11 protein-coding genes and 1 pseudogene are annotated in these 14878 nt (G+C 70.7%); 6 read left to right on the forward strand and 6 right to left on the reverse strand.

The annotated features are described in order from the left end of the window. Window positions 1–517 (forward strand): annotated as a pseudogene (locus F3T56_RS49070) (IS200/IS605 family accessory protein TnpB-related protein); the annotation flags it as partial. A gap of 10 nt (window positions 518–527) precedes the next feature. On the opposite strand, the gene F3T56_RS44045 reads toward F3T56_RS49070, so the two are convergent. Then, entirely contained in the window at window positions 528–1952 is a 1425-nt protein-coding gene (locus tag F3T56_RS44045; RefSeq protein WP_149831084.1) for an FG-GAP-like repeat-containing protein, read from the reverse strand. Window positions 1953–2266: 314 nt separating this feature from the next. Between F3T56_RS44045 and F3T56_RS44050 the strand changes: the two genes are divergently transcribed. Both F3T56_RS44050 and F3T56_RS44055 read left to right on the forward strand, forming a co-directional pair. Then, entirely contained in the window at window positions 2267–3382 is a 1116-nt protein-coding gene (locus F3T56_RS44050; RefSeq protein ID WP_149831085.1) for an ADP-ribosylglycohydrolase family protein, read from the forward strand. 33 nt (window positions 3383–3415) lie between these two features. Next, entirely contained in the window at window positions 3416–3880 is a 465-nt protein-coding gene (locus tag F3T56_RS44055) for a GNAT family N-acetyltransferase (protein WP_149831086.1), read from the forward strand. Window positions 3881–3960: 80 nt separating this feature from the next. Here F3T56_RS44055 and F3T56_RS44060 read toward each other — a convergent pair whose 3' ends face one another. Continuing rightward, complete coding sequence (locus F3T56_RS44060) at window positions 3961–5547, reverse strand: sodium:solute symporter family protein (protein ID WP_149831087.1); 1587 nt, start codon at window positions 5545–5547, stop codon at window positions 3961–3963. A 163-nt stretch (window positions 5548–5710) separates the two neighbouring features. Here F3T56_RS44060 and F3T56_RS44065 point away from each other — a divergent pair, with 163 nt between their 5' ends. Next, window positions 5711–7234: an AAA family ATPase gene (locus F3T56_RS44065; RefSeq protein ID WP_246204768.1), complete on the forward strand. Its 1524-nt coding sequence runs from the start codon at window positions 5711–5713 to the stop codon at window positions 7232–7234. Between the two features lie 14 nt (window positions 7235–7248). Here the strand turns inward: F3T56_RS44065 and F3T56_RS44070 are convergent, their stop codons facing one another. Beyond that, a complete protein-coding gene (locus F3T56_RS44070; protein ID WP_149831094.1) occupies window positions 7249–8037 on the reverse strand; it encodes an SDR family oxidoreductase in 789 nt (262 codons plus the stop codon). A gap of 86 nt (window positions 8038–8123) precedes the next feature. Between F3T56_RS44070 and F3T56_RS44075 the strand changes: the two genes are divergently transcribed. Further along, window positions 8124–8963 carry a hypothetical protein gene (locus F3T56_RS44075; protein ID WP_149831089.1) on the forward strand — a complete coding sequence of 280 codons (840 nt, stop codon included), beginning with the start codon at window positions 8124–8126 and terminating at the stop codon, window positions 8961–8963. 121 nt (window positions 8964–9084) lie between these two features. Here F3T56_RS44075 and F3T56_RS44080 read toward each other — a convergent pair whose 3' ends face one another. The 3 genes from F3T56_RS44080 to F3T56_RS44090 form a co-directional block, all read right to left on the reverse strand. Further along, window positions 9085–9294 carry a DUF397 domain-containing protein gene (locus tag F3T56_RS44080; RefSeq protein ID WP_149831090.1) on the reverse strand — a complete coding sequence of 70 codons (210 nt, stop codon included), beginning with the start codon at window positions 9292–9294 and terminating at the stop codon, window positions 9085–9087. 271 nt (window positions 9295–9565) lie between these two features. Continuing rightward, window positions 9566–10423, reverse strand: coding sequence for a helix-turn-helix domain-containing protein (locus tag F3T56_RS44085; protein WP_149831091.1), 858 nt, complete (start codon window positions 10421–10423; stop codon window positions 9566–9568). Between the two features lie 491 nt (window positions 10424–10914). Next, the gene (locus F3T56_RS44090) at window positions 10915–11673 is read right to left on the reverse strand and encodes a GOLPH3/VPS74 family protein (protein WP_149831092.1); all 759 of its coding nucleotides are present in this window, start codon (window positions 11671–11673) and stop codon (window positions 10915–10917) included. Between the two features lie 263 nt (window positions 11674–11936). On the opposite strand from F3T56_RS44090, the gene F3T56_RS44095 reads away from it, so the two are divergent. Further along, on the forward strand, window positions 11937–14828 hold the full coding sequence (locus F3T56_RS44095; RefSeq protein ID WP_149831093.1) for a D-alanyl-D-alanine carboxypeptidase: 2892 nt from the start codon (window positions 11937–11939) through the stop codon (window positions 14826–14828). The last annotated feature ends 50 nt before the right edge of the window (window positions 14829–14878 follow it).

Raw genomic sequence — 14878 nt, forward strand, 5'->3', positions numbered from 1 at the left:
AGACCTCGACTTCCAGGCGGAGAAGACCCGGGAGAAGCACGGCCGCCGCAAGCGGTTCCGCAAGCTGATCTCCGGCCTGCCCACCTCCAGGCTGCGGGCCCGCCTGGTGTCGATGGCGGCCGAACTCGGCATCCCGGTCATCGCCGTCGACCCCGCCTACACCTCCCGCTGGGGCGCCCACCACTGGCAGAAGCCACTGACAGGCAAGAACAAGAAGACCACTCGCCACCACGCGGCAGCGGTGGCGATCGGAAGGCGCGCCCTGGGGCACCCGATCCGGCGACGGACGGCACCGCCCCCTGCTCACCGGAGTGATGAGCGGGGGCATCGGACCGTCCAGGCCGCACCGGTGGCTCCGGGGCGTGAGGGAACCCGCCCCCGCATCCCCGGACCACGGACACGATCCGTGCGCGCCGGATGCGGAGCGAAAGCGGGGGATCAGAACGCCCAACACCGCTCGGGGCGTTCGGCTGAGCATGAGTTCTGGGAACAGGACTCACTCCCGCTCAGTCTTTAGGAACGGTTCCCTACTGCGCGAACGCCGTCCCGAACCGCGCCCCGTTCACCGGTGCCTTGAGCTTGGCCGGGCCGAAGGCCGTGATGTTCGTCGTGACCAGGCCGGACTTCGAGCCGCGGAAGACCCAGACCGCGCCGGAGTCCGCGTAGGTGCCGTCCTCGCCCGGGGCGCCGACGGCGAGGTCGGCGCGGTCGTTGGCGTTCACGTCGAGGAGGGAGACGGACCGGCCGAAGGCGTCGCCGGTCTCGGAGGCGCCGGGGACGCCGGAGCTCGACTGGTTGAAGGCCTGGGCGCCGGTGCCGGTGAGGCCGGCGGCGCCGCCCTTGAGCAGGACGACGGCACCGGCGTCCTTGACGGAGCCGATGTCCTCACCGGGGACGCCGACCGCGATGTCGGGGTAGCCGTCGCCGGTCACGTCACCGGCGGCCACGGAAGTGCCGAACTGGTCGCCGCCGTACTGGCCGTCGCTGGGGCTCTCGGCCTCGGAGACACCGGGGACGCCCGTGGTGTTCTGGGTGATCTTGGCCGTACGGGTGGAGGGGCCGGTCGCGGAGCCGTAGACGACGCGGACGTTGCCGGCCTCGCTGTCCCTCACCTCCGAGACCTGGCCGACGTCGCGGGCGACGTAGTCCCCGTAGCCGTCCAGGTTCACGTCGGCGACGACACCGCCGAGGGTGAAGTAGCCGGTGGCCCTGGCCGTCGAGCTCACGCCGGTCGAGGTGCCCTTCCACCACTGGGCCTGGTACGACATCTCCTCGAAGCCGCCCGTGGTGATGAGGTCGTCCTTGCCGTCGCCGTTCATGTCGCCGACGGTGAGGTCCCAGATCTCGTCCTCCTCGTCGGCCGCGAGGGTGGCGGTCGTGGCCGCGGCACCGGCGCGGGTGAACGGGCCGAGCTTGATCTGGAGGCCGCCGTCGCCGGTGGTGACGAGGTCGCCCTCGCCGTCGCCGTTGAAGTCGCCGTCGGCCACCCGGTTGACCCTGCCGGGGAGCGCGGAGGCCGAGGTGAGGCCGCTCGCCGAACCCCACAGGACCACGTCGGCGTCGTTGAAGCCACTGATGGCGAGGTCGGCGAAGCCGTCGCCGTCGAGGTCGCGCGCGGCCGTGGTCTGACCGAAGGAGGTGCCCGTCTTGGCGGTCGCCGGCAGCCATGTCGTGGTCCGCGAGATGACCTGGGGGTGCGCGGTGTCGGCGCCCGCCTCGGAGCCGTACACGACGGAGACGTAGCCGGCGCCCTCGGTGCCTGAGACGGTGGCGCGGGGCGCGTTGATCACGAGGTCGGCGAAGCCGTCGCCGTTGAAGTCGACGACCGGCGCCTCCGGAGCCGCGGCGGCCGGCCCTGCGGTGACGAGCGGCGCGGCCAGCAGCGCGGCGGCGACGGCGGCACACCCCGCGACCGCACGGGCGGTGGTGCGGCGGCTGGTACGAAGGGGCACGGATTCTCCAGGAGTTGGACTCTGATACGGCTGTTGTTCACATCCGGACGCTTTGACCACCGGGAGAGCGAAACGGTTGTGCTCCCCGTGCTGATCCGGAGTCGAGTCCGGACTCGATGCCGGGGTCGATGCCGGGGTCGAGTCCAGGGACGAGTCCAGGGTCGAGTTCGGGGACGAGTCCGGGGTGATCGGGCTCGCGGAGAGCCCCGAACGGACCGTTCCCATTCGATTACAGTGCTGGACTGTTGGGGGGTGCGGGCGTACGTATGTACTGACGTACGCCCGCACGGGGGTGGGGTCATGAGGAGGCCGCGGTGGGCGCGACAGCCGGTGCCGTCTGGGGGCGGGGCGAGCAGCAGGATTTCCGCAGCAGGGTGCGCGGAACACTGCTGGGCGCCGCCGTCGGTGACGCCCTCGGTTCGCCGGTCGCCGGGCTCAGCCTGGAGCAGCTGGGCGAGACGTACGGCCCCGAGGGGCTGACCGATCTGCCACCCGCGTTCGGCAGACGCGGGGCGGTGACCGAACTGACCCAGCTCACCCTGTTCACCGTCGACGGCCTGATACGCGCGCAGGTCCGTCGTGACACCGGCGCCTGGCACCCGCCGACGGACCTGCACCGGGCGTATCTGCGCTGGGCGGCCACCCAGCGCGACTGGGGTCCCGACGAACGCCGCAAGGACGACGGCTGGCTCGCCCGCGAGGAGTGGCTCTACGCCCGACGCGACCCGTCCCGCGCCTGCCTCCTGGGCTTCGGCGACGAGACGATGGGCACCCTCGACGCCCCCAAGAACCCCGGCGAACCGGGCGCGGAGGCGGCGGCCCGCTCGGCGCCCTTCGGGCTTCTGGTCGGCTGGGAACCGCAGTTGGTCTTCCAGCTGGCCGTCGAATGCGCGGCCCAGACCCACGGCCACCCGGTCGCCTACCTCACGGCCGGCTCGTACGCCGTCATCGTCCACGCCCTCGCCCGCGGCGAGAGCCTCGATGCCGCCGTCCAGAAGGCCCTCGTCCTCCTCGCCGCCCGCCCCGGCCACCAGCCCGTCGCCGACGCCCTCCAGCAGGCCGTGAACGCCGTACGCCAGAGCGCGCCCTCCCCGGCCCTCGTCGAGGCCCTCGTCGGCAACGGCACGGCCGAGGGCCTCCTCGCGGTCGCCGTCTACTGCACCCTGGTCGGCGAGGACGTACGCCAGGGACTCTGCCTCGCCGTCAACCACAGCGGTCACTCCGGCGCGGCGGGTGCCCTGACCGGCGGCCTCCTGGGTGCCCTCCACGGCGAGACGGCCCTCCCCCCGGCCTGGCTGGCGGAGTTGGAGGGACGGCCGACGCTCCTGGTCCTCGCGGACGACTTCGCCCTGGAAATGACCCAGGGCCCGGCCCTGCACGGCCCGGGCGGAGCGTCGTCGGGCTGGCTGGCACGGTACCCACGGGGCTGAGCGGCCGCCCGACGCTGCGATAGCGTGCCGATCATGGCGGACTGGACCATACGACAGGCGACAGCGGCGGACCTCGAACCCCTGGCCGACCTACGCGCCGTCGTCATGCGCCCCGACCTCGAACGCCTCGGCCGCTACGACCCCCACCGCGTCCGCCAACGCCTCCGCGACGCCTACGACCCGATCCACACCTGGATCATCGAGGTGAACGGCGAGTTCGCCGGTTCCGTGGCCCTGCGCCCGTCCCAGGATGCCCAGGACGCCCAGGGCGTTCGCCGGCTGGAGCACTTCTATCTCGCCCCCCACCTCCAGGGCACCGGCATCGGCACGGCCGTACTGCGCGACCTCCTCTCCCGCTGCGACCACGACGGCACGGTCGTCCGCCTGAACGTGTTGCAGGGCAGCCCGGCCCGACGGCTGTACGAACGCCACGGGTTCACCCTCGAATCGGAGGACCCGGTGGACGTGTTCCTGGTGCGCGAGCCCGGGGCCGGGTGAGTGCCGCGAGGGCCGCCTCCCTGTCGACTGCGGGAAGCGGCCCTCGCTTTCTTCGCCTGCTCCAACCCCGGCTCGGGTCCTCAAGCCCCCGTAGGACTCGACGCGTCCTTCCCCGGGCCCGGCGCCGGAACCGGAACCGCCGCGGCCCCCGCGCCCCCGTAACCGTCCCCGTCCCCATCGGTGTTGATCTTCTCGATGATCGCGAGCCGCTCGGGTGTGTCCTCCGGCTTGATGAAGCCGATGGCGATGTAGAGCACGAGTGAGACGGCCAGCGGGATGGACACCTGGTACTGGAGCGGGACGCCGCCGTCGATGTTCCAGTGGATCGGGTAGTTCACCAGCCAGAAGGCGAACAGGCCGCACGCCCAGCTGGTGAGGGCTGCCGTCGGGCCGGAGCGGCGGAACGGGCGCAGGAGGCCGAGCATCATCGGGATGGCCATGGGGCCCATCAGACCGGCCACCCACTTGATGACGACAGTGATGATGTCCTTGAAGGCGGGTGAGTTCACCTGTGTGGCCGCCGCCATCGACAGGCCCAGGAAGACGACCGTCGTGACGCGGGCGACCCGCAGTCCCTGCCCCTCGGTCCACGTCCGCGCCCGGCGCCAGATCACCGGCGCGCAGTCGCGGGTGAAGACGGCCGCGATGGCGTTCGCGTCCGAGGAGCACATCGCCATCGTGTGGGAGAAGAAGCCGACGATGACGAGGCCCAACAGGCCGTGCGGCAGCAGCTGCTCGGTCATCAGGGCGTACGTGTCGGAGCCGTCGCCCTTCTCCGACTTCACCAGCAGCGGCGACATCCACATCGGGAAGAACAGCACCAGCGGCCAGACCAGCCACAGGATCGCCGACAGCCGGGCCGAGCGCTCGGCCTCGTACGGGGTGGCCGTGGCCATGTAGCGCTGGGCCTGGTTGAGCATGCCGCCGTTGTACTCGAAGAGTTTGATGAAGAGGAAGGCGAGGAGGAAGACCGTGCCGTACGGTCCGACCAGCGGCTCCCCGTGGCCCTCCAGCTCCGGGCGGTCCCAGACGCCGAAGAAGCCGCCGAAGTCGTCGAGTTTGACGAATACGGCGATGAACATCGCGATACCGGCCAGGAGCTGGATGACGAACTGGCCGAGTTCGGTCAGGGCGTCCGCCCAGAGGCCGCCGATCGTGCAGTAGACGGCGGTGATGGTGCCGGTGATGAGGATGCCCTGGTTGAGGGAGACGCCGGTGAAGACCGACAGCAGCGTGGCGATGGCCGCCCACTTCGCGCCGACATCCACGATCTTCAGCAGCATCCCGGACCAGGCGAGCGCCTGCTGGGTACCCAGGTTGTAACGGTTCTTCAGGTATTCGAGAGGGGACGCCACATGCAGCCGCGACCGCAGCCGGTTGATACGCGGCGCGAACAGCTTCGAACCGATGGCGATGCCGAGGGCGATGGGGAAGGACCACGTCACGAAGGACGTCACACCCCACGTGTACGCGATACCGGCGTACCCGGTGAACATCACCGCGCTGTAGCCCGACATGTGGTGCGAGATGCCGGACAGCCACCACGGCATCTTGCCGCCCGCGGTGAAGAAGTCACTGACGTTGTCCACGCGTTTGTGCGACCAGACGCCGATCGCGACCATCACACCGAAGTAGCCGATGAGCACGGCCCAGTCGAGACTATTCATGGGCCCCCTTCCAGGGTCCGCCGCCAGGGTCAGGCATGTGAACTCTGAGTTCGGTGGCATGCCCACGGCAAGGAAGTGGAAGGTCAAGAGGGGGTAAAAAAGTTCGGTGCGGTGACTTCGATTTACGTATATGAACGGCGAGTTGGCTGAAAAGAGGAGCTGGATGGTGGACGCGCAGGACGCGCAGGACACGGCCGAGCGGCTGCGTGCGATATGCGGCGAGCTGTCGGAACGTTTCCACGAACGGGCCGACGTCGTACGGACGCTGGTGGTGACGCTGCTGGCCGGGCAGCACTCGCTGGTGCTCGGCCCGCCCGGGACGGCGAAGTCCGAGATGGCCCGGGAGCTCACGGGCCGGATCGAGGGGGCCGCCTACTGGGAGATCCTCCTGTCGAAGTTCACCGCGTCGACGCGGATGTTCGGCCCCATCGACGTCGCCGCGCTCGCCCGGGGTGAGTACCGCCAGGTCTACGACGGCCGCGCCACGACCGCGCATGTCGCGTTCATCGATGAGAGTCGGCTATCTGGAGGAACCCTCGAACTTCGCCGCGCTGGTCCGCTCCGCCGTCACCCGCCCGGCGCACCGACACGGACCACGATCGAACTGGGCGCGCTGCGGCACGCCGTGACCGAAGCCGTCCCGGCCGTGGATGTCCCCGACGCGATCGTGGACGCGGTGTGCACGTTGCGGGCCGCCCAGGCCGCCGCCCAGGCCCTCACGGCGGCCGCCCCCGGTATCCGTGCCGCCGCCCGGAGCGCCGCGGCGCAAGCCGCCGAAGCCGTACGGCAGGAGGCCGCGCTGATGCGGGCCTGGGGCGTGGGCTCCGGCCGGCTGGAGCGGATGCCGTTCGCCGAGCGGGCCCGGCTCGCGGAGCGGCTGCGCGGCGGGCGTCTCGCGCAGTGGGCCGAACTGATCGGCCGCTTCCGGCAGATGGCCCGCGGTGAGCGCGCCCGCAAGGTGGAGAACGCCACCGGCGAGCTGGTCGGCGTCACGCTCGGCGACGACCTCTCCCGCGTCATCCCCTCCGAACTCACCCACCTCGGCCTGCCCGAGCTGCGCGCGGTGTTCGCCGCCCGCTACGCCGCCGGGGAGCTGATGCTCTACGACAGCCAGAGCGAGCAGACCACCGGCCAGGGCGCCGTCATCGCGTGCGTGGACACCTCGCACTCCATGTACGAGGCGGGGCCCGGCGGAGTCACCCGGGAGGCGTGGGCCAAGGCGTGCGCCCTGGCGCTGCTGGACCAGGCCCGCCACGCGGGGCGGGACTTCGTCGGCATCCTGTTCTCCGCCGCCGACAAGCTCCAGGTCTTCCGCTTCCCGGCCGGCGAGCCCGCCGACCTCGACCGGGTCCTCGACTTCGCGGAGACCTTCCTCGGCGGCGGCACCAGCTACCAGCGGCCGTTGTCGGCGGCCGGTGAACTGCTGGCGGAGGAGTTCGACGACGCCGCCCGCGGACGCGGCGACATCGTGATGCTCACCGACGACGACTGCGGCGTCACCGAGGCATGGATGCGCGGCTGGAAAGAGGCCAAGCACCGGCTGGGCTTCCGCGTCTTCGGCGTGGCCGTCGGCGCACCGCGCGTCGCCGAGTCCGACTCGGTCCTGGACGCCCTGTGCGACAACCTCCGCTCCATCGAGGACCTCACCGACGTCCACGCCGCCGCCGACCTCTTCCGAGTGATCTGACACGCAAAGGGAGGTCAGCGCATCAGCTCCCCGGCATTCACCAGCAGCGACTGGCCGGTGATCGCCCGCGCCCGGTCCGACGCCAGGAAGACCGCCGCGTCCGCGACATCGCCGTCCGTGGCCAGTTCGGGCAGCGCCACGCGTTCGGTGAGCCGCGCCAGCACCTCTGCCTCGGACGCACCCTCGCCGCGCGCCGTGAAACGGACGTACGCCTCCACCGGCGGCCCCCACATCCAGCCCGGCAGCACGGTGTTGACCCGTATCCGGTACGGCCCGAGCTCCCGGGCCAGCGAGTACATCGCGCTCGTCAGCGCGCCCTTCGACGCCGCGTACGCCGCCTGCCGCACCCGCGAGGGCGCGGCCACCGCCGACTGCGTCCCGATGAAGACGACGGACCCGCCACCTGCCGCCTTCAGGGCGGGCAGACAGGCCCGCGTCATCCGCAGCGTGCCCAGCAGGTTCACATCGAGAACCGCCTGCCAGGCGGTGAAGTCGGCATCCTCCAGCCCCCCGAAACAGCTGTCCAAGGCCGCCACATGCACCACCGCGTCGACACCCCCGAACCGCTCCGCCGCCAGCCCCGCCAGCGCCTCGCACTGCGCCTCGTCGGTGATGTCCGTCGCCCGGTACGCCGTATGCGCGCCGCCCGGGTCCAGCTCCGCCGCGGCCTTGGCGAGGTTCGCCTCCGTACGCGCCCCGAGCACGGCGTTCCCGCCGTCCCTGACGACCGCGGCGGCCACCCGGTGGCCCAGCCCGGCCCCGACTCCCGAGACGACGACGGTCTTGCCCGCGAGCAGCGACATCAGGCCTCCCCGGTCCCCGGTCTGGCGCATCATCTGACGGAGCGTCAGAGTATGGGCGACCGGCGGAGGAAGGAAGGGGAACACCCATGTCCGACGACACCCGCAGCGCCACGTACGCCGAACTGGCCGCCCTCGGCCCGTACGGCGTCCACCCGGGCCACGCCCTGATCACCATGGTCGAGCCGCATCCGGGCCACGAGTCCGCGTACAACCGCTGGTACGAGGACGACCACTACTACGCGGGCGCGATGGCGATGCCCTGGATGTACGCCGGCCGCCGCTGGGTGGCGACCAGGGATCTCCAACTCCTGCGTACGCCGGAGAAGTCGGCGATCGCCCAGCCGGTCACCGCCGGCTGCTACCTCTCCACGTACTGGATCACCGACGGCCGCTACGACGACCACATGCGCTGGACGGTCGCCGTCAACAAACGGCTGAATCGCGACGCACGCGTCTACCAGGACCGTACGCATGTCTTTACGGCGTTCCAGGACCACGAGGCCACGGTGTACCGGGACGGGGCCGCCGGACCCCGCGACTTCCACGCCCTCGACCACCCTTACGCGGGCCTGGTGTTGCAGGTCGTGGACGCCGAAGGGGCGGACGGGCGCGCCGAGTTGCTGGAGTGGCTGCGGGCCCGGTATCTGCCCAAGGGGCTCGCCGGCTCACCGACGGCCATGGTCACGGTCTTCCGGCCCACGCCGCTGCCGCTCGACCGGATGTCGTACGTCAAGCAGGTCGAGGGCGTCGACTCCCGCCTCACCCTGCTGTGGTTCCTGGAGGCCGACCCGCGGGACTGCTGGGCGGAGCACTTCATGGGCCTGGCTGAGGCGGTGGACGAATCGGGTCTGGGGAGGCTGGAGTTGCTGGCGCCGTTCATCCCGACGGTGCCGGGGACGGACACGTACGTGGACCGCTTGCGGTAGCAGGTAGCAGGTAGTCGTACGGGCAAAGGCGGAGCCCCCTCGGCAGGGACGGCGGGCCGGTCGAGAGGGCTCTGGCGGTGTTGCGTATGGAGTTGTTGATCGATTGTGCGGGTGCGACGTCTCAGCCGAGATCGAACGTTCCCCGGTTCACGCCTGCCACGAACGAGTTCCACGAGTCCGTGGGGAAGGTCAGCACGGGACCGTCGGGGGTCTTGGAGTCCCGAACGGAGAGTGCCGACAGGACGGGGGACTTGACCTCGATGCACGCGCCGTTTCCAGCCGAATACGAAGACTTTTTCCACGTATTCAGGGTGCCCTGACGAATTGCCATTTCTGCTCCGGTACACAGTTGTCGAGTTGCTGTCACCGAGCCGCCGGCCGGACAGCGACCAGCGGCTCGGTTTGCGCCAACGTCGTTGCGTGTTGGCGTGATCGACGCTACTCGCCAACATCGGCGTGCGGTGCGACCATTCACTCGATCGGGTGGCATGTACCGGGTGGGTCTTCCGCTGTGAAGCGGCGAAGGGATATCATCCGCCCCTTCACTTCCGGAAGGCTCAACCCCGGCAGGCTCAACTTCGCCGGGCACAACTCCGGCAGGCTCAACGCGCGTACCCCTTCGCGATGTCCGCGATGAACTGGCGTGACTGATCGACATTCAGGGCCTGGGCTCTGAGATGCTCGTACATCACGCTGTATTTCTGCACGTCGAGCGGTTTCTCCAGATAGAGATCGCTGGTGACGCCCTCGATATAGACGACACTCGAATCCGAGGCGTCGGGGAATTCCAGGATCGCGTACTGGCCGTTGAGACCCGGATGCGCCCCCACCTCGTACGGCAGCACCTGCACGGTGATGTGCGGGAGCCGGGACATCTCGGCGAGATGCTCCAGCTGCTCGCGCATCACCGAACGGCTGCCGACGATGCGGCGCAGCGCGGCCTCGTCCAGGACCGTCCACAGGCGCAGCGGGTTCTCCTCGGCGGAGACACGTTCCTGCCGGCGCAGCCGCACCTGGACGCGCTTCTCGACATCGGCCGTCGACGTCTCGGGCAACGCGCCCTGGATGAGCGCCTCGGCGTACGGGCGGGTCTGCAGCAGCCCGGGGACGATCTGCGGCTCGTAGGCCCTGAGTGAGGCGGCGTCCGTCTCAAGGCCGATGTAGACGCTGTACGGGACGTCGCCGAAGGCGTGCCACCAGCCCTGCTGGCGGGAGTCCTTGGCCATTTGCATCAGGGACTCGACGACCCGCTGGTCCTCGACCTCGTAGACCCCGCACAGGTCACGGACGTCGCGCTGGCTGATGCTGCGGCGGCCGTTCTCCAGGCGGCTGATCTTCGACTGGGACACCAGCAGCCGCTCGGCGACCTCCTCGGCGGTCATGCCCTTCTGTTCACGGAGCCTGCGCAACTCCATGCCCAGTCGGCGTCGCCTGACAGTGGGATTGACATTGGACGCCACGGGACGTGCACCTCCGGCTGCGGGCCTTTACCTTGTGTGTCTGTGTGTATCTGCTGTTGAGCAGATTGCCACCAAGGTGCCAAGTACCGCTGGAAAACAGCGGATATCCGCTGCGCATGCGCGGTTTGCACCGTAGTTTTTCCGCCGTGGAGGGATCTCCGCCGGATTTCCGTCCGTACGGTGGCCGTTCCCGTCACACCCGTCGCATGGCGCCGGGCATGCGGCCGCGCGGGGCGGTGGGCCGAGTCGTACGCCGGCGAACCGGTCGCACGTACGGCCGCACGCGCCCCGCGCGAGCCGGCGGCTCCCGAACCGGGTCCTGGGTCCCGTGCTGCGGCTCGGTGCCGGCGGTGCAGTACTACTGCGCTGTGCTACACGGCGAACGCGGAGGCGTGTGGTGCCGTTGGGCCGCGGCTCTGGGCCCCGGCACCGCATACCTCCGTGTCCGTTCCGTGCGTTGCGTGCACTCCGTGCGTTGCGTGCTCTGGTGCTCAGTGCGCCACGACGCGGGCCATGGAGCCGCGGCGTGGCTGCATCGGAACGCCGCGTGCGGGTTCCGATGCGGAGGGCCTGGCGCCGGGGGTGGCCTGACGGCCGGTCGGTGCCGGGCTGCGGCGCGGCTGGGCGGCCACGCCGTTCTGCACGTCCATGACGGCGTGGGCCACCAGGCCGCCCATGGGGTCGTGCCGGATCAGATCCCGGAGGCGGGAGCGGGAGGACCGCCCCTCGTTCCCGGGATACAGGTGCTTGCCGAGACCGACCGCGTGGGCCAGGGCGGCGAGCGCGGCCGTCCGCGGGTCCGGCGGCACGCCGGTGCGGATCGCGGAATCCAGTCGGGCTCTGATCTCCCGGCTGATCTCGGTCTGACTCGCCTGATAGCGAGTCGTCGGCAGCACTCCGCACATCTGGCCCGCCACGGCATGCACCATGCCGCACCGCTCCAGATGCGAGAGGTAGGTCTGGCGGAGCCCGAGACGCGGCCCGCCGATCCAGTGGACGGCACGTACGGGAGCGCCACGCCTTCGCAGCAACTCCAACGCGCAGTCCAGGGTTGGATCTCCAGTCGGCCGTGGGGACACCACGGCGATACGATCCCCGTCTGGGGCTATCCGTCCGGCCAGCGCCAGCTCCACTAGCTGTGCTCCGGCCAGACCAAGGTCGAGCGACTGCGGCTGTGCGGTGGTACCCGTGGCCGGGTCCAGCGCCAGCAGCAGAAGCTCCTCCGGAAGTGTTCTGCGGCTCCTGCCCATCCATGCCTCCCCGCGTGGATGAATGACAGGGTGACCCCTCTCACATTGGTCTGTCGAGGGTGCGTGACCGGAATGTAGTGGAACCAGTAGGTATGTCGTTCTCGTCTACCGCAGCGGTTAAGCCCGCACACAGGACACTGGTACATGGTTCGGACAGCGGCGCGGCGCGGGGTGCGTGCGGTGGCTAGTGTCGGGCGGCGGGGTTTCACAGTTCGGTTGGGCGCGCGTCCCGGACGGCGGGTGGCGCGCGGGAGGAGGCATCGGTGGCGGGCACGTCCCCCGACAGGTCGAAGCGGTACGAGTCGTCGACGGAGTCGACGTCGGGGAACGAGGCGGCGGTTCCGGAACCGGCCCCGGTCCCCGACCCCCGACTGGCGCTGACCCACGACCCGTCCCCCAAGCCCGACCAGGCAACCGCGGTCTTCTCCCGCCGAGCCCTGCGGGAGGCGGCGGAGGCGGAGGGCTTGAACCTGGACGCCGACGAGCCGGCGAGGGTCGCTACGGATGCGGATGCCGACTCGGGTGACGCTGAGGGGTCGAGGGCCGCCGCGGGCGGCTCGGGTGACGGCTCAGCCGCCGACGAGGGCGAGCGGGGCGCGGACGGCGGTGCCGGGGGCGCTGAGGACGGCGACGAGGACGGTACGACCGCTGCGGGGGAGGCGGCCGGGGATGAGCGCGAGGGCGCGACGGACGCCGATGAGCGCACCGAGGACGATCCGGGAGCCGCGACGGGCGACGGTGAGGCCGCCGGGGGCTCTGGGGGCGAGTCAGACGACGGTGAGGCCGCCGGGGGTTCCGGGGCTGAGTCAGGCGACGGCAAGGCCATTGGCGGTTCTGGGGCCGAGTTGGGCGATCGTGAGGCCAACGAGGGCTCCGAAGCCGAGGCTGCCGGGGATCCCGACGCCCAAGCCGACGCTGCCGAGGAGGCCGCAGCCGGCGCTGAGCCGAAGGCCGACTCGGAGTCCGGACCGGTCGGCGTCTTTGCTGCCGACCCCGCTCGGACGGGCGACGCCTCGGCAGCCGACGACCGCGAGGCCGACGCGCCGGTAGGCGACGAGCCCGAGGCCGACACACCGGAAGCCGGCGGACCCGAAGCAGACGCTCCAGCGGGCGACGCGCCGAAGCCCGCCAAGCCCGAGATCACCGCACCGGCGGCTGCCGGTGCCCCCGAGACCGACACACCGGTGGACGACGAAGGGGCGGGCGGCGCTCCGGAGGGCGACGTGTCGACGGCCGCCGAGCGCGAAGTCGACGGGCCCGAAGCCGACGCGTCCGCAGTCGACGCCGGCGCCGCGCCGAAGGCCGCCGAGCCCGAGGACGACGCTCCGGCGGGCGTCGCGCCGGCTGCTGACGCCCCCGAAGCCGATGTCGCCGAAGGTGATGACCCCGAGGCCGGCGCTCCGGCAGGTCGTGGGCCGGAAGCCGCCGACGGTGAGGATGCCCCGATAGGGCCACCCGCAGATGGCGACGAAAGTCGCACGGGTGGTGCGGGTGGGGAGACGGAGGGCGATGGCGGAGCCGAGGCGGAGCGGCCCGTGGATCAGGCGACCGCCGTCTTCAGGGCTCCCCGCCTGCCCGAGGTGGACCACCCCACCACCATGCTCAAGCTGGGCGGCAGCACCACCAAGCCATCGTCCGCCGAGACCAAGGACGACGACGCCCCCACCGAGCCCTCCGCCGAGGCCAAGGGCGACGGCGACGGCGACACCACCCCGCCCCCAGCCGAGCGCACCAGCAAATTCGTCGCGCTGAAGCCCCTCGACGAACCCCCCGCGCCCGGCGGCTCCGACTCCCCGGCCACCACCCCCGCCGAGCGCACCCGGGCCATCCCCCAGGTCGGCCCGGAGCTGACGGCGCAGCAGCCGTTGCCGCCGAGGCCGCCGCTGGATCTGCTGGCGGAGCTGACGAACACCCCGCCGCCCCCGCAGACCCCGGTACGGACGATCATCCGTCGGGTCAAGATCTGGACCCCGCTGGTGATCCTGCTGGCGATCGTGTTTGCGATCGTGCAGGCCTTCCGCCCGCTCCCGGCCCCGGCGCTCACCCTGACCGCCGAGCAGTCGTACGCGTTCAAGGGCGACAAGGTCTCCCTGCCGTGGCCCGCGGAAGGCCAGGGCTGGATGGACGTCAACGGCATCGGCACCATGGACAGCTTCGGCGAGCAGAAGCCCGTCGCCATCGGGTCCGTCGCCAAGGCGATGACGGCGTACGTCGTCCTCAAGGGCCACCCGCTGAAGTCGGGCGAGGAGGGGCCGAGCCTCACCGTCGACGCCCTCGCCGAGAAGGAGGGCGGCTACTACAAGGACGGTGAGTCCACGCTCGCCACCGTCAAGGAAGGCGACAAGCTCACCGAGCGGCAGGCGCTTTCGGCGATCATGATCCCGTCGGCGAACAACATCGCGCGGCTGCTGGCGCGTTGGGACGCGGGCACCGAGGCGGCGTTCATCAAGAAGATGAACGACACCGCCATGGAGCTCGGGATGACGAACACGACGTACACCGACGCCTCCGGGCTGAAGGAGACCACCGTCTCCACCGCCGCGGACCAGGTGAAGCTGGGCAACGAGCTGGTGAAGATCCCCGCGCTGGTGGAGATCACTAAGCTGCCCGAGTGGACCGACCCGTCCGGCCAGAAGCACCGCAACTGGAACACGCTCGTCCCCTACAACGGCGCCATCGGCATCAAGACCGGCTCCACCACCAAGGCCGGCGGCAACCTGCTCTTCGCCGCCACCAAGGAGGTCGGCGGCGAGACCGTCACCCTCGTCGGAGCCGTCCTCGGCCAGCACAAGGGTCCCTCCATCATCGACACCGCCAACGCGGCCAGCAAGACGGCCCTGCTCGCTGCCCAGGACGCCCTGACCTCGGACACGGTCCTGAAGAAGGGCGACGTCGTCGGCTACGTCGACGACCAACTCGGCGGCCGTACCCCGGTCGTGGCCACCAAGGACGTCTCGGCGGTCGGCTGGGCCGGAAAAACGGTCAAGCTGCAACTGAACCCGAGCACCACCATCCCCCACGAGGCCGAGGCCGGCACCAAGGTCGGCTCCCTGATCATCGGCGACGGCACGGGCGACGGCGTAGAGGTCCCCGTAGCCCTCCAGACCGCCCTCACCGAACCGGGCTTCGGCGCGAAACTCACGCGCGTGAGCTGAGCCGGGAATCTGAGAGAGGGAGAGGGGGCGGGTTCTTCCAGAACCCGCCC

The sequence above is a fragment of the Streptomyces tailanensis genome (genome assembly GCF_008386495.1).
Classification (GTDB): Bacteria; Actinomycetota; Actinomycetes; order Streptomycetales; family Streptomycetaceae; genus Streptomyces; species Streptomyces tailanensis.